The sequence below is a fragment of the Candidatus Pelagibacter sp. Uisw_099_02 genome (assembly GCF_047727625.1).
Classification (GTDB): domain Bacteria; phylum Pseudomonadota; class Alphaproteobacteria; order Pelagibacterales; family Pelagibacteraceae; genus Pelagibacter.
The window spans coordinates 340,805-367,058 of record NZ_CP159822.1; the positions used below are offsets into that span (position 1 = coordinate 340,805).

The window sequence follows — 26,254 nt, forward strand, 5'->3', positions numbered from 1 at the left end:
TTTAATTTACAAAAAATAAACTCAGTTTACAAGTAAAATGGTACTTTTTAGTAGTATTTGTAAATCTTGTAAATTATATATTTCATATGAATGAAAAATTAAAAAATACAGAAAATGACGCTCAAATCATAAGAGAAGAGGATTTATCTGCATATAAAGCAAAAGGTATCTATATGAGAGATGATCATTGTGATTGGGGTTCAAGTGGAATGGAAGCTTTAGTTGATCAAATCAACGATAGTAACTAATTCGTTCACTTAAAATCTAATTTTCTTAACTACATAACCTAGAAAGAACCCACTCATGAGCTCAGAAGCCAATGTTTCATACGATTTAAAAAGATTTGCAGGAATTAAAAGAGATTATACTACAGAAGAGGTTGAGAGATTAAGAGGTTCAATTAAAGTTGAATACTCAATGTGTAAACATCAATCTAAAAAATTATGGGATCTTTTGAATTCTGAAAACTATATCAATACATTAGGATCATTATCTGGAAATCATGCTATTCAACATGCCAAAGCCGGATTGAAAGCAATTTATTTAAGTGGATGGCAAGTAGCCGCTGATGCAAATACTGCTGGAGAAATGTATCCTGACCAGTCTTTATATCCGTATGACAGTGCTCCAAAATTAGTTGAGTCAATGAACAATGCACTAATTAGAGCTGATCAAATTCAACATATGGAACTACATGATGGAGATATGCAATCCAAAGATAGAACAGACTATATGTTACCTATTATTGCAGATGGAGAAGCAGGTTTTGGAGGACCATTAAACGTTTTTGAATTAGCAAAAAAATTTATTAAAGCAGGTGCGGCTGGAGTTCATTTTGAAGATCAATTAGCTAGTGAAAAAAAATGTGGCCACATGGGTGGAAAAGTTTTAGTTCCAACTGGCACGATGATTAAGAATTTAAAAGCCGCAAGACTTGCTGCAGATATTGCTGATGTGCCCTTAATAATTTTAGCGAGAACGGATGCAAATGCCGCAAAGTTAATTACAAATGATTTTGATGAAAATGATAAACCATTTTTAACTGGCGAAAGATCACCCGAAGGTTTTTATTATGTTAAACATGGTATTAATCAAGCTATTTCAAGAGGTTTGGCTTATGCCCCTTATTCAGATTTAATTTGGTGTGAGACAGCAACGCCAAACTTACAAGAAGCAAAAAAGTTTGCTGATGCAATTCATGAAAAATTTCCTGGAAAATTATTAGCTTACAATTGTTCTCCCTCGTTTAACTGGAAGAAGCATTTATCAGATGCTGAGATTGGAACATTTCAGCAAAAAATTAGTGAGATGGGCTATAAGTTTCAGTTTATTACACTTGCAGGATTTCATACTCAAAATATTGCAATTTTTGAACTTGCTGAAAAATATAAAACTGAAGGAATGACTGCTTATTCTAAAATACAAGAGCTTGAATTTGCTAGAGAGAAAGATGGTTACACTAGCGTTAAACATCAAAGAGAAGTTGGAACATCTTATTTTGATGCAGTTTCAAATACTATAAGTAGTGGAAAAAGCTCTACAACTGCTATGGCAGGCTCTACAGAATCTGAACAGTTTTAATTAGTCTTTACTTAAACTTTAAATATGTTCTAATATTTAAATGATCCTAAGTGGAATACTTTTAGTCATTTTCTACATTTCTCATCGATATATCGTTGCCTGGATTATCTATTACAATAACAGCGATAAAAGATTTGGTAATTCTATTTGGCGTTGGACTTATGATTATAAGGTTATTGGTGAAAGAGATATTTCAGATCTTGATGATAAGCCCTTTGTAAGGAAAAGAAGAATTAGAAATCGCACAATTACTCTAATGTATTGTAATTTTTTTACAGCTTTTGTTATATCTCTGTCTTTTTTAAGTAATTTACTTATTGCGATATTATCTTAATTAACTCTTGTAAACTGCGTCAATAAATGCGATTGATAATCATTCGCAATGCTAATAATAAGCATTCCAAACTAAATAAACAATAAAAACAGGAAATAATAATGAAAAAAATTACAATTATTGCATTTTTCATGACTTTATTTGCAAACATGACGTTTGCTGCTGAAGTTAATGTATTCAGTGCAAGACATTACGATTCAGACATTCAACTTTACGAAAAATTTACAGCTAAAACTGGAATTAAAGTAAATGTTGTATCTGGTAAAGATAAAGCTCTTCAAAAAAGAATAACTGAAGAAGGTGCCGATTCCAAGGCTGACCTTTATATTACTGCTGATGCAGGAAGATTAGGTGCATTCGCTGCAAAAGGGATGTTCCAAAATTCTATGACAACTGCGATCAAAGCTGCAGTTCCAGCAAATTTTAGAACTTCTAAATGGACTGGAATAGCTAAGAGAGCAAGAATTATGTATTACTCACCTGAAAGAGTAAATGCAAATGAGCTTAACGGTATGACTTACGAAGGTCTTGCTGATCCAAAATGGAAAGGTAGAGTTGTTATAAGAAAATCTAACAATATCTATAACCAATCTCTTGTTGCATCATTAGTAAAAAATAATGGTAAAGCAGCAACTTGTTCTTGGGCAAAAGGTGTTGTGGCTAACATGGCTAGGGACTCTAAAGGAAATGATAGAGCTCAAATTTTAGCTGTAGCTGCAGGTGAAGCTGATCTAGCAGTAGCTAATACATACTACTATGCTTTGATGTTATCTGGAAAAAAAGGTGCTGAACAACAAGCAGCTGCTAAAAAAGTTTTACCTTTTTTCCCTAACCAAGGAGATAGAGGAACTCACATGAACATTAGTGGAGGAGGGGTAATTAAAACTGCACCAAATCCTGATAATGCAAAAAAACTACTTGAGTTTTTATTAACTAAAGAAGCACAAGAACACATAGTTAATAATACATTTGAATATCCAATGATTGATGGTGTTGAACCTCATGCATTAGTTAAACAAATGGGTCTTGGATACAATCAAGATTTAGAAACTAAAGTTGCTAATTATGGAAAACAACAAGCTACAGCACTTGAGTGTATGTTAGCAGCAAGTTGGAAGTAATAAGCTAGTGAAAAAGAATTTATTTAATATTGATTTAGATAAATCTTCTGACGTATATGGGTCACAATCTCTGAAAGCTTGTGATCCATGTGCAGCAGAGTGTGAAAAAATCAATAGAAAAATAAATAATAGAAAATTATCAGATATTGAAGATAAAGAGGTTGCACATATCCTCTCTCCTTTTAATACTTAATTTTCTTTTTAATGATTGTGCTCATAGCTCTACAAAAGGTATTTACCCTACCTAATTTAACTATGAGCACTAAAAAATTCAAATGCAAATAATTCAATTAAACAAACACTTAAAAAATAACAGGAATAGAATGATAGAAGGAAAAAAATGTTCAAATGTAGTTTTGAAAACAAGAAAAATTGGAAAGTGGGTTGATGTAAGTACTGATGAAATATTCAAAGGTAAAAAAGTAATACTATTTTCATTACCAGGTGCATTTACACCAGTATGTTCTGAAAAGCAGTTACCAGGATTTGAAGGAAATTATGATAAATTGTTAGGCCTAGGTATTAATGAAATTTATTGTATTAGTGTTAATGATGGCTTTGTGATGAATGCTTGGGCTGATCAACAAAAATTGAGAAAAGTTAAGGTATTACCAGATGGAAATGCAGATTTTACAAGGGCAATGGGCATGTTAGTTGACAAAAAGCATGTAGGTTTTGGTCTAAGAAGCTGGAGATATAGTGCAATTATAAATGATGGTGTGGTTGAAAAATGGTGGCAAGAGGATGGTATGAATAATGATGGCAGTGATCCTGATCCATATGAACAAACAACTCCCGAGAACTGTATAGAGTATCTATCTAAATAATAAAAGATGCAAACTCATAGCTTATAAGAAAATTTTAAGAATTAGCTCTATAATCTCTCTCTCAAATTGGTTTTAGAGTTGGTATTAACTTCCCTTGGTAACAAGGGAAGTTTCTTAAAAATAATTATTAAGGTATTGTAAATTATGAGATTTAGAAAAATAAATATTTGGTATATATCATCACTACTTATTTCTTTAGTAGTGGCTGCACCGATTTTAACTGTATTTAGCAGTTTTTTTGAAACTACTGGAGATTATAGTTTAATTTTAAAAAATACTTTTCTTTATGATTATATTTATAATTCTTTAATACTTTTAATAGGTGTTTTATTTTTAACATTTATAATTGGTGTTGGATGCGCTTATTTAGTTTCATTTTATAATTTTCCAGGTGTAAATTTTTTTAAATGGTCTTTAATTCTATCTTTTGCTGTCCCAGCTTATATTTATGCATATTCCTTAACTGCTTTTTTTGAAAATTATGGAACAGCTTTTTCAATCTTAAAAAATTTATTTGGAGAAGGTAATTATAATTCCCACATTCCTAAATTTGATGGAATGATTGGAGCCATAATTTCAATATCATTTTCATTATTTGGTTATGTTTATGTTTTAACCAGAACATCATTTCACTATCAGTCACAAAATTTAATAGAACTTGGAAAAAATCTTGGTTTCTCTAAAAAAAGATCTTTTTTTAAGATAATACTTCCCTCTGCAAGACCTGCTATCGTTGCTGGTCTGTCCTTAGTTGCAATGGAAACTTTATCAGATTTTGGATCTGTATCTTTTTTTGGAATATCTACTTTTACTACAGGAATATATAATGCTTGGATTTCTTTTGATGATCTTACTCTTGCTAACAGATTGTCATTTTACCTATTAATTTTTATTCTTGGATTATTTATTTTAGAAAACTTTTCAAGAAAGAAGGCTCAATATCACTCACCTTCTAAAGGAGGGTTTAAATCTAAATCAGTTATTAATTTAAGTGGATACAAGTCGTTTTTAGCATTTTCTTTTTGTATGTTAATTTTTTCTATAAGTTTTTTATTTCCGGTCCTGCAAATGCTTTATTGGACAATTCTATTTCCAAAACATTTAGCTGATTTAGATCTAGTTGACTTATTTTCTAATACTGCAATTTTAGTAATTTTATCTAGCTGCTTATTAATTGCCTTAGCCTTTATTTCAAATTATGGAAATAGAGTTTCTAAAAGTAAATTTTTAAAAGCACTAACTACTTTTTCAATTTCAGGATATGCAATACCAGGGATTATTTTAGCGGTAGCATTCATTACCTTTATCTCATGGTTTGACAGCAGTATTATAGGTCAATTTGAAATGAACAGTATAAAGCCAATTTTTATAGGCTCTATTCTTGGCCTAGTTTTAGTATATTTTATTAGATTTTATTCATTAGCAAGTAACGGAATTAAATCGGGATATTTAAAAATAAACTATTCTATTGATGAAGGTGCATATCTGCTTGGATATTCTAAATTCAAGACATTCAAAAACATACATGTCCCATATCTAAAAAACTCAATTTTATTGATAGGAATTTTATTAACCATTGAAATCATTAAAGAGTTACCAATTACGCTAATTATGAGACCATTTAATTTTGAAACTTTTGCAACAAAGGCATATATCTATGCTTCTCAGGATTTATTAGAGGCCGCAGCAGCCCCATCATTATTTCTTATAATCATTGCAAGTTTCTTTATATTAATTACATCTAAATATATTCTTAAAGACTAAAATTATGACAAAAAATTTTCTAGAAATTGATAATGTAACATTTACCGCTAGCGCACAAAACAAAGTAAGTAATGTCTCATTGACTATTGAAAATCAAGGAGACATTATCTGCTTATTGGGTCCATCTGGAATTGGTAAAACTACAATTCTTAGAACAATTGCTGGTTTAGAAAAAATTAATTCTGGAAAAATTAAATTAAAGAATAAATTACTTTCTTCTAAAGATGTTCATGTAGAACCAGAAGATAGAAACATATCAATGGCCTTTCAAGATAACTCACTTTTCCCTCATTATAATGTTTTAGAAAATATAAAATTTGGTGCTGAGAGAAATAAAAAGAAAAAAAAAGGGCTAAATATAAATGAGATAATTAAATTTCTTCATATTGATCATGTCATTGATAAATATCCACATCAAATAAGTTCTGGTGAAGCACAAAGAGCTTCTTTAGCTAGATCTTTATTGTCAAATCCTGATTTGTTATTATTAGATGAACCTTTATCAAATGTTGATCAGAATTTTAAAGAAGAAATCCAAGTTAAGTTAAAACAAATATTAACAGAGCAAAAAATAACAACCATCATTGTAACACACGACTCATATGAAGCTTTTTATTTAGGTACAAAATGTGGCATAATCCTTGATGAACAATTAAAACAATTTGATGATCCATATAATGTTTACCATTTTCCAAATTCAATAGAGGTAGTTAACTTTTTAAATAGAGGAATTTTAATTCCAGCAAAAGTCACAGGTGAAAATAGTTTAGAGAGTGTTGATTTGGGATCAATAACTGGTAATTTTATAAAACACTACCCAAAAGGATCTGAGGTTCAGCTTCTATTACAACCAGAAGATCTAGAACATGATGATCAAAGTAATTTAAAATTAGAAGTGGTGGATAGAAAATTTAGAGGAACCAATTTTATCTACACACTTAAAACTCAGAGCAATAAGTTAATTCCAGTTTTTGTACATTCTCACCATATCCATCAACATGAAGTAGATGAAAAATTTGGTATCAAGAGACCAATTAATATTGATCATATAGTTTGTTTCTAATACAAAACTTAACTTAAAATGAATGATAGATTAAAAAACTTATCTAAGGGAATAATAGATGTAAGTCCTTTAATGATACCCGTAGTTCCGTTTGGCATCATTTATGGTGTTATTGGTATGGAGTTAGGATTAAGTGCACATATGACATTTGGAATGTCTATTATAATTTTTGGTGGAGCTTCTCAAATAGTATTGCTTCAGTTATTTTCGGGAGGAGCCTCTTCTTTAGTTGCAATAACTTCTGTTGGTGCGGTTAATTCTAGACACTTATTATATGGAGCCGTTTTTTCAGAATATTTATCTCATTTAAAATTAACTTGGAAAATTATTTTATCTTACGTATTAATTGATCAAGCATTTGCTGTCTCAAATACTTATTTTAAAAAAAATAAAAAAAACAGCTTTAAACACTATCACTTATTAGGAGCTGGCTTTACTTGTTGGATCATTTGGCAGATATCAACAATTTTAGGTATAGTTCTAGGATCAGTTGTTCCAGAAGAGCTAGGTTTAAGTTTTGCTATTTCTTTAACCTTTTTGGCTTTATTAATTAATGATTTTAGAAAGTTTAAAAATATTATTGTAATGCTGGTGTCAGGAATAGTTGCAACTATTGGGTATAATACAATACCATTTCAAGCATATATTATTGTTGCAGCAATATCTGCTTTACTAGTTGCCACATTATTAACTTTGATAACTTCAAAGAAAAATTAATGCATTGGTCGACAATTATCTACTGTGGAATTATTACTTATTTAACAAGGTTTTCTATGATTTTTTTATTAAAAGAGGACATATTAAATGATAAGACAAAAAAAATACTCTCCTATGTACCTTCTGCTATTTTCCCTGCAATAATTTTTCCACCAATATTCTTAGATAGTGCAGGCGCAATAGATATTGAAAGTAATCCAAAAATCTTAGCAGCTATATTTGCTATAATTATAGGTTATTTCAGCCGAAGCATTATTGCTACAATATTTGTTGGACTTACTTCTTATTGGTTTTTGATTTTTGTATATTATCAATAGAAAAACTTATAATTAAAATTTTATGTTTCCTAAATTTAAAATTAATAATGAGTTGCTTGGCATATTATATATGCTTTTATGTCAATTCTCATTTGCTACTAATGATGCTTTTGTTAAAGTTATTTATCAAAACTATGATGAGATATTTGTTTTAAATCAAATAATTTTTATAAGAGGTATTTTTACGTTGCTTTTTATTCTATTTTTTCTTTATATTAAGAACGAACTTAATTTTAAATCTATTTTTACTTCAAAAGAGTTAAGAGTCAGAGGTTTTTTAGAATCTTTAGCAGCTCTATTCTTTTTTATTGGTATTGCTTTATTACCCTTTGCTAATGTTTATATTCTTTTAAGCATGGCACCAATTTTATTAACTGCTTTTGGTGCAATATTTTTAAATGAAAAAGTTAGATGGAGAAGATGGAGCGCTGTATTATTGGGCTTTATAGGTGTGGTGGTGGTAATTAATCCTGGAAAATTAGAGTCTAGTTATTATTTTATTTTCCCAATAATTGCTGCAATCATGCTTTCAATCAGAGACATGTACACAAAAAAATTTAAAAAAGATTATCATAGTTTACAAATCGCATTCATGACTTGCTTTGTTGTGACACTTCTTTTTGGTTTATTAAGTATTTATAAATTTTATGATTTTAATTTAATGGATATTTTTATTTTATTTATAGCAGCTTTTTTTTTAGCACTTGGTTATATTTTTTCAGTAGCGACAATTAAAATTGCACTTGTTTCTGTTACCTCCACCTTTAGATATTCGGTAATCCTATGGGGAATATTGTATGGCTACTTCTTATTTGATGAAGTTCCATCTACCAATAGCTATATTGGAGCTATAATAATCATAATTAGTGGATTAATAATTATTTCAAGACAGAAACAGCTTGGAAAAATAAAGTAAAATTACATTAGTTAAATTTAGCACACCCCCTATACCACCTCTTGTTAAGCAAAGTTAACCAATATATATATCATGTATGAGAAAAATTTTAGTTCTAATATTTACGCTTATTTCATTTAACTGTTTTGCTGTGGAAAAAACCACAACTTTTACAAATGAAATTTTTAATAAAGCTCAACTTGAAGGAAAAACAGTTGTTATAAACTCTTGGGAAAAATCTTGTACAACATGCAAAAGACAAATTAAAATTCTAGATCAGGCAGAAAATGAATTTAAAGATGTTCTTTTTTTAAGTTTTGAACAAACAAAAGATAAAGATATAGCAAAACAATTAGATATTGATTATTGGACTACAATTGTTGTCTATAAAAATAATAAAGAAGTGCACAGAAGCATAGGACAAACTAATAAAGCAAAAATCTACGAATTAATAAAATCTTAATCTAAATAACAAAACCAATTAATGTTTATTTGATAATCCAAAAGATGATATTAATTATATAAACTAAAATTCCATAAAATAAGAACATAAGTATTTTATCTTTTCCTGTTTTTTCTTCCCAGTTCAATTTAAATAATACCGATGGAGAGACTACTAATAAGATAACTCCAACTAAAATTACTAGTAATGATAAAATTATAAATACATTCATTTTTAATGACAGGCGATGTTAAATTTTTTTAGTCTCCAATAATTATAAGGCCAGGGAGTTAGAAATCCCACTATTAACATAATAGGCACGACCCAATAAGTAAGTTGAGCTCCACCTGTTAAATAATAATCTGTCAAATTCATTGAAATTTCCATACTAATCATTGAGATAAAGCTCATCCCACAAGCTGTTTTTAGAGCATTTATAAATTTAAAATTCTGTCTAATTAAAATAAAAGTTTCAAGCATGATACTAGTTAGTAAGCCATTAATGATTGCCAAGATCATTATACCAATTATAGGAAAGGGAATTTGAGCCAGTTGAAAAAATAATATTGTTCCAAAATCTCCAATTGAACAACCAATAACACACCACATAGTATTTTTGGCACTTCTTCTCCATGTGTGTTGGCAAGACCAATGAAAATTTTTAGATACAGTATTTTTTTCTATCATTATTGAGCAATTTTTACTTTTGCAATCATACCAACATCATAATGACCTGGAACATTACAGGCTATTTCAATATTTTGTGCTTTAGAAAATTTCCAAATTAAATCTTTTTTTTCTTTTGGTTCCAATAAAACACTATTGCTATGTTGATGACTCATGGATTTATCCATTTCTGCCATTGTAGCCATTTTTTTTCTATCAATACTATCTCCAAGTAAGATTTCATTTTCAACCATTTTTTGCATTTCTGGTTGGTGCTTTTTGTGCATCATGGCATTTGCAATATTAAACTCATGAACTAACTCACCAAAATTTTCTACTTCAAATCTTACAGTCTCTTCAGCTTCAAAATTGAAAGAATTAGGTTCAAAATAGTTATCATACATTTTAATTCTTATTACTCTTGTAACATCATCACTTTTACCTTCTGTGCCAACACTCATCATATTTTTATCTGCATTGGATTGTGTGGAAAAAGAGAAAACTGTAAAAAGCATTAGTATGTATAATTTTTTAATCATATTTATTTATCCTTAGTTATTATTTACTGATTGAAATTTGTCTTTCATATATTTCATCATCCCAATGACTTTTTATGTATGATAGAACAGAATCTATTTGTTTATCATTTATTTTGTCACCAAAACCAATCATTTTTCCTTCATAATTTTTAACTAATTTTGCTAAACCATATTTAATAATATTATGAAGAGTAGCATCATCATGATGCCAGGTATGACCTGCACCATTTAAAGGTGGTGCTTTTCTATGACCATCTTCATCAAGGTCTTTCCAATTTTCTGCACCAACCAAATTAACTTGATGACAACTCACACAGTTATTTTCGTAGATAATTTTTCCTCTAGCAATCATTAAAGTTGAGTCTCTTGTTATAGGAAAGTGAAAATGAGCGTAAGAAATTTGATTAATGAAAATGAATGATATTATAATTAACAATGTTTTCATAAAATTATATTATTATAATTTAGGTAGTTTACTAGTATTAACAATATGAAAGCTAAATAGCCCCTAGTTTAATATTACTGGCAATATTTAGATCAATTAATTTTGGTTTAGGTAAATTTAGACCATTCATTATCTTCACATATTCTTTTTCGTTATTGACTTGTAGTCTAGGATTAAATTTTTTTTCATTACCAATAGAGCTAAATTTCTTTCCATTATAATCATGAGCTGGATAAACAAGGGTTTCCTCAGGTAATTTTAACAACTTATTAAAAATTGAGTCATAAGCATCTTCAGCACTACCATTTTGAAAATCTGTTCGACCCGTTCCATTGATAAGCAAAGTGTCTCCCGAGAATAAACAATCATTCATTAAAAAACTAAAACTGTCAGATGTATGACCTGGAGTATGAAGTGCTTTTATTCTCAATTGATCGAGCGTTATAATTTCTTCATCTTTTACTTTAATTTCTACAGCATCAGCTGGGGTATGATCACCCATAATAGTTACACAATTTGTTTGATTTTTTAATTTACTAGCTCCTGTAATATGATCAGCATGGATATGAGTATCAATGACTTTTACTAATTTTAAATTTAATTCGTTAAGTAATTTTATATAATTTTCAACATTTTCTAAAACTGGATCTATAATTAAGGCTTCTCGACCTTTTTTTGAAGCAATAAGATATGTGTACGTGCTAGTAGCTTTGTCAAATAGTTGTTTAAAAATCATAATATAATTTACTATATTTAATTTATCTTATATTTAAAGCATACAAACAGAATTTAGAGAAAAAAATTTATGCTATCTAATAAAATTAAAGATTATTTAAATGAATATATAAGCCAAGAAGTTTATGTTCAGGTAGCTGTTGCAAAAGGGAAAAATAAGATCACTACTAATGCAGCCATAAGCAAGTATTTTGAAAGTAATCACTTTACTGGTTTAGCTGAAGGCAAACCTTATAATACTTTTTTAGATGATCTTAAGGATAAGTGTCTGGGTAAATTAGTAAATTCTCCAATGAAAGATAGCAAAACTAATGATAAGATTATTGTTGAGTTACAAAAAAAACTTAATACCTTAAAAATTGAAGAATTAAATGATACTTACTGGGAAGTTGAGACGGGTGAATATTTAAGTGAAGTAGATATTAAAGAAATTGAATTTGAGAGAGATACATTGATTAAATTTTTAACATCAAAAGATGAAGCGCACAATACAGTTAGTACTCTTTGTAAAAATTATGAAAAGTTATGTAAAGAAAAATACCCAGAAGCTCCATTGCCTTTAGAAATTCTAAGCAACTAAAAATTTAAACAAAACATTCCCAAAAATTTCTCTCAAGAATAGTTGATTTTTTAAAATTTTTTTTAAGTATATTTAATTTTTTACCCTTATTATTTTTCAAGAGAGCATCTAAATAATCAATATTGTCTTTGGCTATCTGCTGGTATTCGTTTGATGAATACATTTTAATCCAAGAACTATATTTGCTTTTTTTCCATTTTTTAATTTTAGAAAGATTAAACCCAATCTCACCATAGCCAATGATGCATACTGATAGGCATGAGAAAATATCAAGATTGTCTCCATTTTTACCCACACTGAGTACATGATCAGTGTAAGCACTATTAGCTTTCTCGATCACGATGTTATTAAGAGATTTAAGGGGAATCTTCCATTTTTTGCAATAATTGATGTGGAGTTTGATTTCATGATCAATTCCCTTAATAAAATTCACTGATCTATTAATTTCTTCAAAGCTATTAGACTTATAAACACTAAGAGCTAAAATTCTAAGAAATTGCTGTAAGAAAACATAATCTTGAACTAAATAATTTTTAAAATTTTCATCGGGCAGTTTGTTACTTACTAAATCAGATAAAAATTTATGATTAGTGTATTCAGACCATTCCTTCTTACAGCTATTTTTTAATTTATAAAAAAAGGTTTTTTTATTATCGTAAATATTCACTATTCCTTAATTGAAGTTTTAATTTTGGAAAAGTTAAAGTTATCATTCTTTTTAAAGAGCATCACTGTAATCATGGGTGTAAATGTTGCTAAAATAAATGACCAAAATAATAATGTTGTAGATATCCAAATAGGAAATACTTCAGCTGGAAATAATTTACCAATTAAAATACTTTTATCAAAAGTTTGGTTAGGAAATAGAAGTAATCCAGATATCAGTCCAATTATAACTGAGATTAAAGAAAGTTTTTCATCAACATCACCTTTGAACATCCCATAAAAAATAGGAAATACAGCAGCACAACATAATAAATCTGCAAATAAAAACATAAATAAGACGCTGTAACCCTTAGATGCGATCAAAAAAACAATTGCTGATAAACCACATATTAAATATTTAGATAGCATTAGATAACTATTCTTATTTTTTAAACTAATAAATTTATTTCCCTCAATAGTAATAATGCTTGAAAGTGCATTAATAAGTGTATCCATACTGCTAATTACTAAGGCTAAAACTAAAATTAATATTGATATGGTTAACAAAGAATTAATTCCAGTAAATGGCTCTAATAAAAGTGTAAAAAATAAAGTACTAGGGTCTGCTGCTTTATCAACTGATACTGCAAGAATTCCAAAAAAACCTAAAACAAGCATAAATGGAATTACAATTAAGAAGGCAGACATAAATCCTTTTCTTAAATCATCTGAACTTTTTGCTGCAAATACTCTCTGCCAAACGCCTTGATCAAATAAGTTAGTTGCAAAAACAGCAATAAAAAAAGTTAAGCCAGCAGTATAGCCATAAAAATATTTACCACTCATTAATGTACCAGCTTTTTCATTAATTAAATCCATAGTAAAAGTATTATTTCCAGAATTATAGATATGGTTGATAGCAAATATTAATAAAATCATAATTATAATAAATTGAATTTTATCTGTAAAAATTGAAGCTCTAAGTCCTCCATAAAGAGTGTAAGATAGAGTGGCAACAATTATTACAAGAGAGGTTTGCCAAAGAGGAAACCCTGACATTAAGTTAACAACTTTTGCAATTGCTGTAACTTCAGCTGCAAAATAAACAAACATATACATTATTGTTAATAATAAAACCAAACGAAACATAGCTTTACCAAATCTAATTAAAACAAATTGAGTAAGAGTATTACCGTTAGGCATAATTTTTCTCATTCTCTGACCGATTGTAATAAAAGCCAAGAAAGGTAGAGCTTGACCTAAGCCATAACCAATTATAGCACCTAAGCCACCCCAAGTAGCAGCCTCTGATGGACCAATTAAAATCCACACACCAAAACATGATGCAACTAATGATGCAGTTAAAGATCTTTTACCAATTGATCTATCTGCATTTAAATATGAGTTAATCGAAAGTTTACCTTTTGAATAAACTATTCCAATAGTAGCAAAAGCTAATGAAGTTAAAAGTAAGGTAATTATAGTAGTTGATTGATCTAGATATGTTGTGTTCATTTTTCCCTTCGTTGTGATTATACAACAGGTTCTTTGGGTATATTCTCAGCTTTTTACAGCACCCCAGAAACTGATATTCTTAAAAAAAAGAATATAAAAGTTAATTTAAGAAATAATTAAATTAAGTCAAATTTTAACTCCAAGATATGAACACTAGGTAATGAAATAATGTATTAAATTAGTAGGTTTATTGAATTAATTTCATTAATAACTATATACACCTTAATAAATGTCTGAGATTCAAATATCCATTAACAACTTATCCAAAGTTTATGATAATGGTTTTAAAGCCCTTAATAATGTTAGTCTTAAAGTAAAACAGGGTGAAATCCTTGCAATGCTTGGACCTAATGGTGCGGGAAAAACAAGTTTAATCAGTATTATTTGTGGAATTGTTAAACCTTCTTCAGGAACTGTTAAAATAGATAATTTTGATATTATAAAAGATTATAGAGAGACGAGATCAAGAATAGGGCTTGTTCCTCAAGAACTAAACTTAGAATCTTTTGAAACTGTTTTTGATACTGTGTCTTATTCCAGAGGATTGTATGGAAAGCTACCTAAACCAGAACATATTGAAAAAATTTTAAAAGATTTAAGTTTGTGGGATAAAAAAGATCAAAGACTGAGACAATTGTCAGGTGGAATGAAGAGAAGAGTTTTAATTGCAAAAGCTTTGTCTCATGAGCCTAAAATACTATTTCTTGACGAACCAACAGCTGGTGTAGATGTTGAACTTAGAAGAGACATGTGGATGGTTGTTGAAGAGTTAAGAAAAACAGGGGTCACAATTATCTTAACTACCCACTATATTGAAGAGGCAGAAGCTATTGCTGACCGTGTAGCTGTAATTAATCAAGGAGAAATTATTATTGTTGAAGATAAAAAAGAATTAATTAAAAAAATGGGTCATAAAAAACTAACTATTGAATTACAAAAAAAAATTAAAGAAATTCCTGATGATTTACTTAAATATAGTCTTGAAATAGGTGAAGATCACATGTCTTTAATTTATACTTATAATGTTCAAGCTGAAAAAACTGGTATTACAGATTTATTACAAGATTTAAAAGATACTGGCTTAAAGTTAAAAGATTTAAAAACAGAACAAAGTACTTTGGAGAAGATATTTGTTGATTTAGTAAAGGAAAATAATGAAATTTAATTATTACGGATTTAGAGCTATTTATGTTCATGAGATGAATAGATTTATAAGAACTGTAGGTCAGTCTATTCTTTCTCCAGTAATATCCACCTCGTTATATTTTGTAGTGTTCGGTTCAGTTATTGGAAATTATATTGAAAAAATTGATGGTGTTAGTTATGGATCATTCATTGTACCCGGTCTCTTAATGCTAACTCTATTAACTCAATCAATAAGTAACACTTCGTTTGGAATATTTTTTCCAAAATTTAATGGAACTATTAACGAGATTTTAGCAGCACCTATATCAACGCTTGAAACGGTTCTAGCTTTTGTTGGAGCAGGAGCCACTAAAACATTAATTGTTGGTGCTGTAATTTATGCAACTGCTTCTTTTTTTGCAGATGTGACAGTTAAATATCCATTGTTAATGATATTTTTATTAGTTTTAGTTTCGTTCACTTTTGCTTTATTTGGCTTTTTAATTGGTGTTGTTAGTAAAAACTTTGAACAAATGTCTATCATTCCATCATTAGTGATAACGCCTATGGTATTTTTAGGAGGCAGCTTATATTCTCTTGATATGTTGCCACCAATTTGGCAAACAATTTCTTATTTTAATCCTGTAGTTTATCTAATTGATGGCTTAAGATTTTCTTTCTACGGTGTCTCTGATTTTGATATTTGGATAAGTATAAGCTCAATGGTTATATTTTTAATTATTTGTATAACTGCTGTCTCAGTTCTTCTTAAAAAAGGATATAATATTAAGAGTTAAGATTAACTAAAAAGCCTTTTAAATAAATCATTTAATTTTTTTTTATGCTCATAACCCATGCCTATAAATTTTGGAAAGGTTACGTAACTATTTTCAACTAAAGAAGAATCTGGAAATCCTCCAAAAGGCTGAAATAAACTAGGGTAAATTTCATTTCCACCTAAATTTAACCCTGCTGCAATATTACAAGAAATTTGATGTCCACCATGAGGTATCACTCTTGTGGAGTTCCAATTATTTTCTTTCATCATTTTTAAAGTTTTTAAATATTCAACTAATCCATAACTTAAAGAGCAATCAAATTGTAACCAGTCAATATCTTTTCGCATTCCACCATAACGAATTAAATTTCTAGAATCTTGCATTGAAAATAAATTTTCACCGGTAGCTAATCCATTTTTATAAGTTTTTGATAATTCAGAATTCAATTTATAATCCAGAGGGTCTCCTGCTTCTTCATACCACTTAAGATTATAAGGTTCTATTGCTACTCCATATTTAATTGCTGTTTTTAGATCAAATCTACCATTTGCATCAACACATAAATTTTGACCATCTCCGACTAACTTTAAAACGCTTTCAATTCTTTTTAAATCATCCTTTAAAGGTGCGCCTCCTATTTTCATTTTGACTGTTGTAAATCCCAAATCTAAATAACCTTTCATTTCATCAAGAAGTAATGGAATATCTTTGCCTGGGTAGTAATAGCCACCAGCAGCATATACAAAAATTTTGTTAGTGAATTCTCCATTGCCGTATTTTTTAGCCAAGTATTCATACAGTGGAACTTGTTCTATTTTTGAAACTATATCCCATATTGCCATATCTAAAGTTCCTACAGCCGTACTTCTTTCTCCATGACCACCTGGTTTTTCATTTTGCATTAAAACTTTTGAAATTTTTTCTGGACTAAAATTATTACCTTCGTCGTTTAATAAGTCTTTTTCATTAGCTTCATTTAATCTAGGTATAAATCTTTTTGTTAGGAGTTCACTGACTGCATATCTTCCATTTGAATGAAATCCATACCCAACCACATTTTCACCATTTATTTTGACATCAGTTTTTATTGCAACAACACTACAGTCCATTTTTGCAAAACTGATATAGGCATTTTTAATGTCTGAATTAATTGAAAAAGTTTTTTCTTGAATATCAATAATTTTCATTTTTATTTAATAATAGAGTAATTTTGATTTTTTACTTTCAATATTTATAAACATCAAGGATAGAACTTAAAATATAACATAAATTTAAGCTTACATGCTCATTGACACGAACATTAAAAGTAAATACTTTTTATATATAAATTAACTAACAAGAGGAAATATCTAATGAAATTAAAATCTTATATTAGTAAATTTCTTGCAGCATTATCACTTACAATTATTAGTATAAGTGGTGTTAACGCAGGAGTTACAAACATAATACCATTCGGCCCAGGTGGAGAATCTGATGTTACGGCTAGAATGCAACAACCTTATTATAAAGACATTTACAAGGAAGATATTGTTGTTCAATACAAACCAGGTGGTGGAGGATCAGTAGGCTGGTCTTCTTTAAATTCAGAAAAAAGTGATGGTAGTGTGATAATGGGTGTTAACCTTCCACACATCATTATGCAACCTATCGCTAAAGGTGAAAAAGCTGGTTACAAAACAGAAGATGTAAATGTTTTTTCATTTTTTCACTATACGCCTGATGCAATTTTAGTAGAAGCATCAAGTCCTTACAAAACATTAGAAGAGTTAATGAGCTTTGCAAAAAAAAATCCAGGACAACTTACTTTTAGTGGATCTGGAACATATTCAGCAAACCATCTTTTAACTATTTCTTTAAATAAAAAAGCAAAAGTTAAAACTACTTATGTTCCTTTCAAAGGTACAGGTGCTGCTGTTCAAGCATTATTAGGTAAGGTAGTTGTAGCTGAAGCTGGCTATTCAACTGTTGCTGCTAAACAGGGTTCTAAAGTTAGAATGCTTGCTGTAGCATCAGAAGAAAGACTGCCAGCTTTCCCAGATGTTCCTACTTTTAAAGAGTTAGGATATAACATTGTTTCTGGAGCATATAGAGGTTACGCACTTCCTAAGTCTGCTTCTAAAGCTACGGTTAAAGAATGGTCTGATCGTATTATGAAAATTAATGCTGATCCAGCTTTCATCAAACAAATGGAAGACAATGCTTTTGTAGTTGTTAACATTGGTCATAAAGAAATGAAAAAGTTTATGAAAAAACAAATGAAAGCCAACAAAGCTATTGCTAAAGAACTTGGTTTAATTAAGTAAACAAGTTTTAGATGACAAATATTTTTACAGATTTTTTGTCATCATTAAGCCTACTTAATTTAGGCTTGGCTTTTTCGGGAGTTTTGGCGGGCATCATTATAGGTGCTTTGCCAGGACTTTCAGCAACCATGGCAGTTGCTATTTTAGTACCCTTTACATTTGCACTCGAACCTTCTTCTGGACTAATCGTTCTAGGAGCGATTTATACTGGCGCCATTTTTGGAGGTTCATGGTCTGCAATCTTAATTAATACACCAGGAACACCTTCAGCTGTTGCAACTACGTTTGATGGATATCCTATGGCTAAAATTGGTAATGGTGATTTAGCTATGTCTATAAGTTGTATGTCATCATTTGTAGGAGGAATAGTGGGAGTTATATGTTTAGCTTTATTTGCACCTCCATTAGCAAGTATTTCTCTTAAATTTGGTCCTACAGAATATTTTTGGTTAGCTATTTTAGGTTTAACATTAATTTCAACGTTAGCAGAAGGAGATAATATTAAATCATTAATTGGTGCTTGTCTTGGTTTATTAATGTCTATGATTGGTGTCGCAGTTATTGGTGGTGATATGAGAATGACCTGGAATATCAGTTTTTTAAATAGTGGAATAGAAATTGTTAGTGCAATGATTGGACTTTTTTGTATTCCAGTTATTTTAGATCTAACTAGCATGAAGGGAAAACACTTAAGTGAAAATACAACACCCAAAAGTTTAAGATTAAAAGAATCTTTTTTAATAATGTATCATAAAAAATTTGAAGCATTAAGAGGAGCAATAATTGGAACTTTTATTGGTATCCTTCCAGGTGCTGGAGGAAGTATTGCAAGCATAGTTTCGTATGGCGAAGCAAAAAGAAGTTCAAAAAATAAAGATAATTTTGGTAAAGGTGAACCAGAAGGTTTAATTGCATCAGAGACAGCAAATAATGCAACAGTTGGCGGTGGCTTTATTCCGACACTGTGTCTTGGTATACCAGGCACCCCACCTGATGCTGTAATTTTAGGAGCATTATTAGTTCAAGGAATAAGAACAGGGGACACTTTGTTTACTCAGCAATCATCAATTGTGTACACTTTTATATTCGGTTTACTTTTAGCAACCATTATGATGCTACCATTAGGATTATTAATGGGAAGATATGCATACAAATCTATAATCAAAATACCAAGAGAAATATTAATACCAATCATAATATTTCTAACAATTATTGGTAGTTATTCTATTCAAAACAATATTCTAAACGTCTATTTCATGTTCTTTTTTGGTTTAATTGGTTGGATATTAAATAGAGCAGGATTTAAAGCTTCACCAATTGTCTTAGGATTAGTGTTGGGACAAATTGCTGAACAAGGATTTGTTCAAGCTTATATAATAGGCAGTGCTCAAGAAAATATTTTTGCAAATTATTTTGCTAGACCTATCTCGATTGCATTGGTGTTCTTTATTATAATGGGCTTATTTCTTCCCACTTTAAAACGAATTTATAATAGGAGAAAAAATGCTTAAATTTATTAAAGATAAAACATCATTTATCTCTGGTATTTGTCTTATTTTATTATCTCTACTTCTTTTTTATGAAGCAAGTACCCTAAGCCCTTTTGGTTCAGTTTTTCCATATGCAATAACAACAGCATTAATAATCTTATCTGTAATTTTAATATTTCGTTCTCTTAAATTAGAAATTAAAGTCATTAATGAAAAAGTTTCATTTATTAAGATTCCTTTATTAATTGTAACATTTTTTGCATGGATATATTTTTTAGAAAGAGCTGGATTTATTTTAACGAGTTTAATTTCATTTAATTTGCTTATTTTAATTAATGCAGGTCAAAGTATCCCTTTAAAGAAGATAATATTTTATATGTTATTAGGTAGTATATTCATTCTCCTTTTATACTTTGGGTTTAAAAATTTACTATTAGTACCACTTCCAGAAGGTCTCTGGTTTAGAGCTTAAAATAAAAGGAAAAAAAATGTATAAAATTGGCATCATTGATACTATGAAGGATAAAGGCATTGAACTTTTAAAAAATTATAAAGATTTTGACTGCGAAATAGTAACTGACCTATCTAGAGAAAATCTTTTATTAAAGTTACCCGAGTTTGATGGGATTACCCTTAGAAGGGGTAAAATTGACAGAGAAATTTTAAACAAATGTGAAAAGCTGAAAGTTATAGCAAGACACGGCGTTGGTTACGATAGTGTTGACACTATATGTCTGAAAGAAAAAAAAATTACTTTACTTGTAGCGCACAAATCAACATCTACTTCACCAGCTGAACATATAATGTTCATGATTATGAATATTTATAAAGGTGTTGGCATGTTTGATACTTTGGTTAGATATGGAGATTTTGTTAAAGCAATACATTTAAATATTGAAAAGAACTTCGAGCTATTTAATAAAACAGTTCTTATTGCTGGTTTTGGAAGAATTGGAAAAAAATTGATTAAAAAATGCCTTGGCTTTGATATGAAAGTTATAGTTTTTGATCCTTATGTTGATAATAAGATTGTAGAATCTTTTGGTGGAGTAAAAGTTGAAAATCTTGAAGAGGGCTTAAAAGAAGCTGATATTTTATCATTAAGCTTACCCTTAAATAATGAAACTAAAAATTTTATAACTCTAAAAGAAATGAAACTTATGAAAAAGAGTTCAATAATAATTAATGCAGCAAGAGGTGGAATTGTTAATGAAGAAGACTTAAACAATGCTCTTAATAATAATATTATAGCATTTGCTGGAATAGATGTTTTTGAAAAAGAACCACCAATACTAACAAACCCATTAATAACAAATAAAAAAGTAGTGTTAAGCCCACATGCTGCAACTTTTACTAAAGAAGGGTTGGAAAGTATGGCTGTTGAAACAGCACAAAACATCATAGATTTTTTTGAAGACAGAGTTGAACAAACTAAGGTTGTTAAGTTATAATCAGTTATTAAATCTAATCAAAATTCTCTATCAGTGTTACTAACTTTCTTGTTATTCTGTTATTGAGTATATCCTTAAATTCAGATAAAATAATATGATGTTATCTTATATCTTACCTTTTATAGCTTTAATTGTTGTTGTTGTGTTTATCCATGAATATGGTCATTATTATTTTGCTAAACGATTTGGTGTAGGGATTACTGATTTTTCAATAGGTTTTGGTAAAGAAATGTTTGGTTGGAACGATAATTCAGGCACTAGATGGAAGGTTTGTGTCATACCACTTGGTGGGTATGTTAAATTTTTTGGTGATAGAAATGTTTATAGTCAAGCTGACAATGAAAAAATAATAAAGGAATATAGTAAAGAAGATCAAGATAAATTATTTGTTTTAAAGCCCTTATATCAAAGAGCTTTAATTGTATTTGGTGGCCCTTTAGCTAACTTTTTATTAGCAATTCTAATATTTTTTTCAGTTTATACCTTTGCTGGAAAAGACTTTACTCCAGCTGTAATTAATGAAGTTCAAAAAGATAGCCCTGCAATGATAGCTGGTCTTAAAGACAATGATATTGTTGTCTCAATTGATGGTAATGAGGTTAAAAGCATCATGGAGGTATCCAAATTCATTATGATGTCTTCAGATGAATTTATTAACTTTACAGTAAATAGATATGATCAGGACTTAACTTTTAGAGTAAAACCAAATACTGTTGAAGGAGAGGATAATCTTGGAAATAAAATTAGTAAACGAATGGTTGGAATTAAGCTTGGCGCTTATAATAATGAAGTAAATCACGTTAAACTTGGTCCAGCTAAAGCTCTGTTTTATGCGGTTAATGAAGTTTATTATGTGAGCGCTTCTAGTCTTAAGTATATTGGCAGTATGATTGTTGGAAATGGCGATACTTCCCAGTTAGGTGGTCCAATTCGAATAGCAAAAATTAGTGGACAGGTTGCAGAATTTGGAATTTTACCATTTATAAGCCTTATGGCTTACATTTCTATTAGCTTAGGGTTAATAAATCTGTTTCCAATTCCAATGTTAGATGGAGGACACTTAATGTTTTATGGTATTGAAAAACTATTAGGACGGCCTTTATCACAAAAAACACAAGAAGGTTTTTTTCGAATCGGATTGTTTTTATTGCTATCATTGATGTTTTTTACAACGTTTAATGACCTAAAAGACGTTGGTTTGTTTAAGTTTTTTAGTAATTATATTTCTTAAATAACCTTTTAAAATCAACACTTATTTAATAAATAACAACATATTGGGTTTTTAATTTTAAGAGGCACTAATAAAAAGCTTGATTTATGGGCTTTAATGTAAATTATGTGAAAATAACCAATAAAACCGGAGCTAAATAAATGAATAAAAAACAATTAATAGCACAACTTTCAGGTTCTCTAAACCTAAGTAAAGCTGATGCTGAGCGTACTTTTGATACAATTACAAACACTATTCTAGATGCTTTAAAAGGTGACGATACAGTGAAAATTGCTGGATTTGGAACTTATAAAGTAGCAAAAAGAAAAGCTAGAGTTGGAAGAAACCCAAGAACTGGAGAACAAATTCAAATTGGTGCTTCTCAAAAAGTTAAGTTCTTACCAGCTAAGTCACTTAAAGAAATGTTTAACAAATAAACAAGTCTCGAATTTAAATAACAGCCTTTTGCAGAAATGTAACAAGGCTGTTAGTACATGCAAATATTGCATAGCCCTTTTTCCACATCAGCATTAGTTTTTAATTAAGTCCTGAATATAAGTTACTTCACAAACAGGGAGGTCTTAATGACAAAAATAATAAAAAAAATATCAGTGCCACTTATTAGTTTATTACTTTTATTAAACATGAGTAGTGCTGGAATAGCAGAAACAACAGTTTCTGCAGAAGTAGGATTTGTATTTAATACACTTCTATTTTTGATTTGTGGCTTTTTAGTAATGTTCATGGCCGCGGGATTTGCAATGCTAGAGTCTGGAATGGTTACTTCTAAAAGTGTTTCTGTAATTTGTGCAAAAAATATTGGTTTGTATGCAATTTCAGGAATTATGTTTTGGTTGGTTGGTTACAATTTAGCATACGGTATACCGGAAGGTGGGTATATAGGTAACTTTATACCTTGGTCAGATACAAGTTCATTAGAAACTGGGTATTCTGCTGGATCAGACTGGTTTTTCCAAATGGTATTTTGCGCAACAACAGTTTCAATTTGCTCAGGAGCAATGGCTGAAAGAATTAAGTTATGGCCATTCTTTTTATTTGCAGCAATTTTATCAGGCGTTATCTATCCTATAGTAATGGGATGGCAGTGGGGTGGAGGCTGGTTAGCAGTTATTGGATTTTCTGATTTTGCAGGATCAACTCTTGTTCATTCAACTGGTGGTGCAGCTGCACTTGCTGGTATTATAATACTTGGTCCAAGATTTGGCAGATTTGATAGCAAAGGCAATCCAAAAGCTATTCAACCATTTGCAGCATCATCAATTCCATTAGTTACAATTGGTGTGTTTGTATTGTGGTTAGGTTGGTTTGGATTTAATGGTGGATCTCAATTAGCATTAGGTTCATTTGCTGATGCAGTTGCTATTTCAACAATCTTTATTAACACAAATCTTGCAGCGTGTGGTGGAGTATTAGCAGCAGCTGTGATTACAAGACTATTGTTTGGTAAAACTGATGTAGTTCAAATGTTAAATGGTGCAATTGGTGGATTAGTTGCAATAACAGCTGAACCATTAGCTCCAACACCTTTAGCAGCAATATTAATTGGTGCAATGGGTGGTGTAATAGTTGTATTTGGAACTAAGCTACTATTTTCATTCAAACTTGATGATGTAGTAGGTGCAATCCCAGCCCACATGTTTGCAGGTATATTTGGAACTTTAGTAGTACCAATTACAAATGCAGACGCAACATTCAGTGCACAGTTAATAGGAGTGTTATCAATTAACATTTTTGTTTTTGTAGTGTCATACATAATCTGGTCGATTATGAATAGTCTCTTTGGAATTAGATTGAGCAAAGAAGCTCAAGCCAAAGGTACAGATGTTACTGAAACAGGAGTAATTGCTTACGCAATCAGAGACTAACAAAATAATTTAACTCTCTCTTAAAGTTAATAAACAGGCCCCTTAACTGGGGCCTTTTTAATTATTACTTAAATATATAAATAAACGTTAAAATTATAAAAACTAAGATTATCCAAATAGTAAGATTAGTTAATAATTGTTTTAATTTAGAGTTAGAACTTAAAAAAGCAGGAAGCACCAACAACAAAACTCCTATCATATATATAACAGGTAGTATCTGATCCATTAATTCCTTAAATTATCTTATTACCTTCATTAATTTTTACTGATGGTATATTTCACTTGCTGTTATTGCTGCTCTTTCAGGATCCCACTTTTTTTTCTCAACAAAATATTTATAATTATCTTTATAACAACGATTTCGATCGTCACTATAAGATGTTAATATTAAAAAAATAGAACCACGATCTCTAAAAGTTTATTGATTTTCATCCCAAAGTTTTTTGTAATTAATAAAAGGTGACAACCCATAGCTAGAATTTACATTTGTTAGATGTAAAGAAAGACTTTTTAAAGGAGAGATACAAAATTCTTTTGTATAAATTTTATTTAGGTGTTTTTCAAAAGGATCGTGTCTATCTAGGCAATTATTATAAAAGTTATCCCAATACTTTTCTAATAAAAACTTAGTTGTCATAAATGTACATAAAGTTTTATCAATAGTTCTCCAATGTCTTTTGTTTCCAATTAGAATATTTGTTTTTTCATTATTCATATAAAGATATGGATAATCAGCAGGACACATAAAGATATCCTTATTAATCTGTGAAGCTATTCTCTCATATGATGCAATCATTTCTTCCATCATTGGTTCAAAATGCAAATAATCATCCTCAACAAAGAAAACTAAATCCTCACCATGTTCTTTTCCCAACTCAAAAGATTGAAGTAAACTTGCTAAATTTGAAAAAGTTTGATCATTTTTTTGTTGTTTGATTGTATCTTTATATTTATCATGGTTTAAATGAGTAATACTCATATCTAAACCACTTCCATCTATAAGCTTTTTTAACTTATTTAAATTTTCATCTTTAGACTTATCATCTACAATTATGGTCTTAAATTTAATGTTTGAGTACTTAATTTTAGAAAAATTAATTGATCTAATCAGTGATTTTAAAGCTCTTAATGAATATTCAATTTTTGGTTCTTCAAACAATCTTTTTTTATTTTGATCCCATATCTCAACATCAGTATTAGTTCTAAATATAATCAGTACAGAATTAACTTTTTTAGTAATCTTTACTTCACCTAAGGGTAAAACAATTGACTTTTCATTTATTGTTGAAAGCTCTTCATTTAATTCTTTTTGAAGTGTGGGCGAACTGAAGTCACTCTGATCAATTATCTCATAACCCAAAATTTTTGAAAGTTTAATGAATAGTTTTTTTATGATGCTTTTTTTCATATAATTGTTTATGATTATATTTTTACAATATTATGCCTATTAAATCATCACAAACTCTAGTTTATGAAGCATTAAGTGAAGTAAAAACTATTACAGCTGATGAAGCATTAAAACTATCTAATGAAGACAAATGCACGTTAATTGATATTAGAGAAAAAGCTGAACTAGATAAAACAGGCAGAATTGAAAACTCAAATCATATCCCTCGTGGAATGTTAGAGTTTTGGCTGGATCCTGAAGGTCCTTATTTCAAAAGTGGTAAAATTGACATGAATAAAGAAATGGTTTTATTTTGTGCTGGTGGCTTAAGATCAGCACTAGCTGCCAAATCTTTAAAAGAAATGGGATTTGAAAAAGTTTCACATATCGATGGTGGCTTTGCCGCTATAAGCCAAAGTGATTTTAAAATAGTTTAG

General features: G+C 29.6%; 31 protein-coding genes and 1 riboswitch. Of the genes, 22 read left to right on the plus strand and 9 right to left on the minus strand.

The window, feature by feature from the left end:
- Positions 1-86: 86 nt before the first annotated feature.
- The 11 genes from ABXT47_RS01770 (at position 87) to ABXT47_RS01820 (ending at position 9,082) form a co-directional block, all read left to right on the plus strand.
- Positions 87-248 (plus strand): hypothetical protein, encoded by a 162-nt coding sequence (locus tag ABXT47_RS01770; protein WP_415308991.1) that lies wholly within the window; start codon positions 87-89, stop codon positions 246-248.
- A gap of 55 nt (positions 249-303) precedes the next feature.
- Entirely contained in the window at positions 304-1,581 is a 1,278-nt protein-coding gene (aceA, locus tag ABXT47_RS01775) for an isocitrate lyase (RefSeq protein WP_415308993.1), read from the plus strand.
- A 435-nt stretch (positions 1,582-2,016) separates the two neighbouring features.
- Positions 2,017-3,036, plus strand: coding sequence for an extracellular solute-binding protein (locus ABXT47_RS01780; RefSeq protein ID WP_415308995.1), 1,020 nt, complete (start codon positions 2,017-2,019; stop codon positions 3,034-3,036).
- A 7-nt stretch (positions 3,037-3,043) separates the two neighbouring features.
- On the plus strand, positions 3,044-3,229 hold the full coding sequence (locus ABXT47_RS01785) for a hypothetical protein (RefSeq protein WP_168607384.1): 186 nt from the start codon (positions 3,044-3,046) through the stop codon (positions 3,227-3,229).
- Between the two features lie 130 nt (positions 3,230-3,359).
- Positions 3,360-3,863 carry a peroxiredoxin gene (locus ABXT47_RS01790; protein ID WP_415308997.1) on the plus strand — a complete coding sequence of 168 codons (504 nt, stop codon included), beginning with the start codon at positions 3,360-3,362 and terminating at the stop codon, positions 3,861-3,863.
- Positions 3,864-4,007: 144 nt separating this feature from the next.
- The gene (locus ABXT47_RS01795; protein ID WP_415308999.1) at positions 4,008-5,627 is read left to right on the plus strand and encodes an ABC transporter permease; all 1,620 of its coding nucleotides are present in this window, start codon (positions 4,008-4,010) and stop codon (positions 5,625-5,627) included.
- Positions 5,628-5,631: 4 nt separating this feature from the next.
- Positions 5,632-6,690, plus strand: coding sequence for an ABC transporter ATP-binding protein (locus tag ABXT47_RS01800; protein WP_415309001.1), 1,059 nt, complete (start codon positions 5,632-5,634; stop codon positions 6,688-6,690).
- An 18-nt stretch (positions 6,691-6,708) separates the two neighbouring features.
- Positions 6,709-7,407, plus strand: coding sequence for an AzlC family ABC transporter permease (locus ABXT47_RS01805; protein WP_415309003.1), 699 nt, complete (start codon positions 6,709-6,711; stop codon positions 7,405-7,407).
- Entirely contained in the window at positions 7,407-7,724 is a 318-nt protein-coding gene (locus ABXT47_RS01810; protein WP_415309005.1) for an AzlD domain-containing protein, read from the plus strand. Before ABXT47_RS01805 ends, ABXT47_RS01810 begins: the two co-directional genes overlap by 1 nt.
- 22 nt (positions 7,725-7,746) lie before the next feature.
- A complete protein-coding gene (locus ABXT47_RS01815) occupies positions 7,747-8,640 on the plus strand; it encodes a DMT family transporter (protein WP_415309007.1) in 894 nt (297 codons plus the stop codon).
- Between the two features lie 76 nt (positions 8,641-8,716).
- A complete protein-coding gene (locus ABXT47_RS01820; RefSeq protein ID WP_415309009.1) occupies positions 8,717-9,082 on the plus strand; it encodes a TlpA family protein disulfide reductase in 366 nt (121 codons plus the stop codon).
- A gap of 25 nt (positions 9,083-9,107) precedes the next feature.
- On the opposite strand, the gene ABXT47_RS01825 is transcribed toward ABXT47_RS01820, so the two are convergent.
- From ABXT47_RS01825 to ABXT47_RS01845, 5 genes are read right to left on the minus strand one after another with little or no spacing between them, the layout of a single operon-like run.
- Positions 9,108-9,293 (minus strand): hypothetical protein, encoded by a 186-nt coding sequence (locus ABXT47_RS01825; protein WP_415309011.1) that lies wholly within the window; start codon positions 9,291-9,293, stop codon positions 9,108-9,110.
- Positions 9,294-9,295: 2 nt separating this feature from the next.
- Positions 9,296-9,748, minus strand: coding sequence for a DUF4396 domain-containing protein (locus ABXT47_RS01830; protein WP_415309012.1), 453 nt, complete (start codon positions 9,746-9,748; stop codon positions 9,296-9,298).
- Entirely contained in the window at positions 9,748-10,266 is a 519-nt protein-coding gene (locus ABXT47_RS01835) for a copper-binding protein (RefSeq protein ID WP_415309014.1), read from the minus strand. The genes ABXT47_RS01830 and ABXT47_RS01835 overlap by 1 nt, the downstream gene beginning before the upstream one ends.
- A 19-nt stretch (positions 10,267-10,285) precedes the next feature.
- Positions 10,286-10,711 (minus strand): c-type cytochrome, encoded by a 426-nt coding sequence (locus ABXT47_RS01840; protein WP_415309016.1) that lies wholly within the window; start codon positions 10,709-10,711, stop codon positions 10,286-10,288.
- Positions 10,712-10,763: 52 nt separating this feature from the next.
- Positions 10,764-11,447 carry an MBL fold metallo-hydrolase gene (locus ABXT47_RS01845; RefSeq protein WP_415309018.1) on the minus strand — a complete coding sequence of 228 codons (684 nt, stop codon included), beginning with the start codon at positions 11,445-11,447 and terminating at the stop codon, positions 10,764-10,766.
- Positions 11,448-11,516: 69 nt separating this feature from the next.
- Here ABXT47_RS01845 and ABXT47_RS01850 point away from each other — a divergent pair, with 69 nt between their 5' ends.
- The gene (locus tag ABXT47_RS01850; protein WP_415309020.1) at positions 11,517-12,026 is read left to right on the plus strand and encodes a hypothetical protein; all 510 of its coding nucleotides are present in this window, start codon (positions 11,517-11,519) and stop codon (positions 12,024-12,026) included.
- Between the two features lie 4 nt (positions 12,027-12,030).
- On the opposite strand, the gene ABXT47_RS01855 is transcribed toward ABXT47_RS01850, so the two are convergent.
- Together ABXT47_RS01855 and ABXT47_RS01860 are read right to left on the minus strand one after the other, a co-directional pair.
- The gene (locus tag ABXT47_RS01855; RefSeq protein ID WP_415309021.1) at positions 12,031-12,693 is read right to left on the minus strand and encodes a TenA family protein; all 663 of its coding nucleotides are present in this window, start codon (positions 12,691-12,693) and stop codon (positions 12,031-12,033) included.
- Entirely contained in the window at positions 12,693-14,186 is a 1,494-nt protein-coding gene (locus ABXT47_RS01860) for a sodium:solute symporter family transporter (RefSeq protein WP_415309023.1), read from the minus strand. Before ABXT47_RS01860 ends, ABXT47_RS01855 begins: the two co-directional genes overlap by 1 nt.
- A riboswitch (TPP riboswitch) is annotated at positions 14,173-14,262 on the minus strand. (Overlaps the previous gene by 14 nt.)
- 153 nt (positions 14,263-14,415) lie before the next feature.
- Between ABXT47_RS01860 and ABXT47_RS01865 the strand changes: the two genes are divergently transcribed.
- Entirely contained in the window at positions 14,416-15,351 is a 936-nt protein-coding gene (locus ABXT47_RS01865) for an ABC transporter ATP-binding protein (protein ID WP_415309025.1), read from the plus strand.
- Positions 15,341-16,108, plus strand: coding sequence for an ABC transporter permease (locus ABXT47_RS01870; RefSeq protein WP_415309027.1), 768 nt, complete (start codon positions 15,341-15,343; stop codon positions 16,106-16,108). The genes ABXT47_RS01865 and ABXT47_RS01870 overlap by 11 nt, the downstream gene beginning before the upstream one ends.
- A gap of 2 nt (positions 16,109-16,110) precedes the next feature.
- Here the strand turns inward: ABXT47_RS01870 and ABXT47_RS01875 are convergent, their stop codons facing one another.
- The gene (locus ABXT47_RS01875; protein ID WP_415309029.1) at positions 16,111-17,277 is read right to left on the minus strand and encodes a mandelate racemase/muconate lactonizing enzyme family protein; all 1,167 of its coding nucleotides are present in this window, start codon (positions 17,275-17,277) and stop codon (positions 16,111-16,113) included.
- A gap of 165 nt (positions 17,278-17,442) precedes the next feature.
- Here ABXT47_RS01875 and ABXT47_RS01880 point away from each other — a divergent pair, with 165 nt between their 5' ends.
- The 7 genes from ABXT47_RS01880 (at position 17,443) to ABXT47_RS01910 (ending at position 24,430) form a co-directional block, all read left to right on the plus strand.
- Positions 17,443-18,393, plus strand: a complete 951-nt coding sequence (locus ABXT47_RS01880; protein WP_415309031.1) for a tripartite tricarboxylate transporter substrate binding protein — start codon at positions 17,443-17,445, stop codon at positions 18,391-18,393.
- Positions 18,394-18,404: 11 nt separating this feature from the next.
- Entirely contained in the window at positions 18,405-19,904 is a 1,500-nt protein-coding gene (locus tag ABXT47_RS01885; RefSeq protein WP_415309033.1) for a tripartite tricarboxylate transporter permease, read from the plus strand.
- Positions 19,897-20,355, plus strand: a complete 459-nt coding sequence (locus ABXT47_RS01890) for a tripartite tricarboxylate transporter TctB family protein (RefSeq protein ID WP_415309035.1) — start codon at positions 19,897-19,899, stop codon at positions 20,353-20,355. Before ABXT47_RS01885 ends, ABXT47_RS01890 begins: the two co-directional genes overlap by 8 nt.
- A 16-nt stretch (positions 20,356-20,371) precedes the next feature.
- Positions 20,372-21,334, plus strand: coding sequence for an NAD(P)-dependent oxidoreductase (locus tag ABXT47_RS01895; protein ID WP_415309037.1), 963 nt, complete (start codon positions 20,372-20,374; stop codon positions 21,332-21,334).
- A 97-nt stretch (positions 21,335-21,431) separates the two neighbouring features.
- Complete coding sequence (rseP, locus tag ABXT47_RS01900) at positions 21,432-22,565, plus strand: RIP metalloprotease RseP (RefSeq protein ID WP_415309039.1); 1,134 nt, start codon at positions 21,432-21,434, stop codon at positions 22,563-22,565.
- Positions 22,566-22,705: 140 nt separating this feature from the next.
- Entirely contained in the window at positions 22,706-22,981 is a 276-nt protein-coding gene (locus tag ABXT47_RS01905) for an HU family DNA-binding protein (protein WP_169036682.1), read from the plus strand.
- A 147-nt stretch (positions 22,982-23,128) separates the two neighbouring features.
- Positions 23,129-24,430, plus strand: coding sequence for an ammonium transporter (locus ABXT47_RS01910; protein ID WP_415309041.1), 1,302 nt, complete (start codon positions 23,129-23,131; stop codon positions 24,428-24,430).
- Positions 24,431-24,848: 418 nt separating this feature from the next.
- On the opposite strand, the gene ABXT47_RS01915 is transcribed toward ABXT47_RS01910, so the two are convergent.
- Positions 24,849-25,838 (minus strand): glycosyltransferase family 2 protein, encoded by a 990-nt coding sequence (locus ABXT47_RS01915; RefSeq protein WP_415309043.1) that lies wholly within the window; start codon positions 25,836-25,838, stop codon positions 24,849-24,851.
- 32 nt (positions 25,839-25,870) lie between these two features.
- Between ABXT47_RS01915 and ABXT47_RS01920 the strand changes: the two genes are divergently transcribed.
- A complete protein-coding gene (locus ABXT47_RS01920) occupies positions 25,871-26,254 on the plus strand; it encodes a rhodanese-like domain-containing protein (RefSeq protein WP_415309045.1) in 384 nt (127 codons plus the stop codon).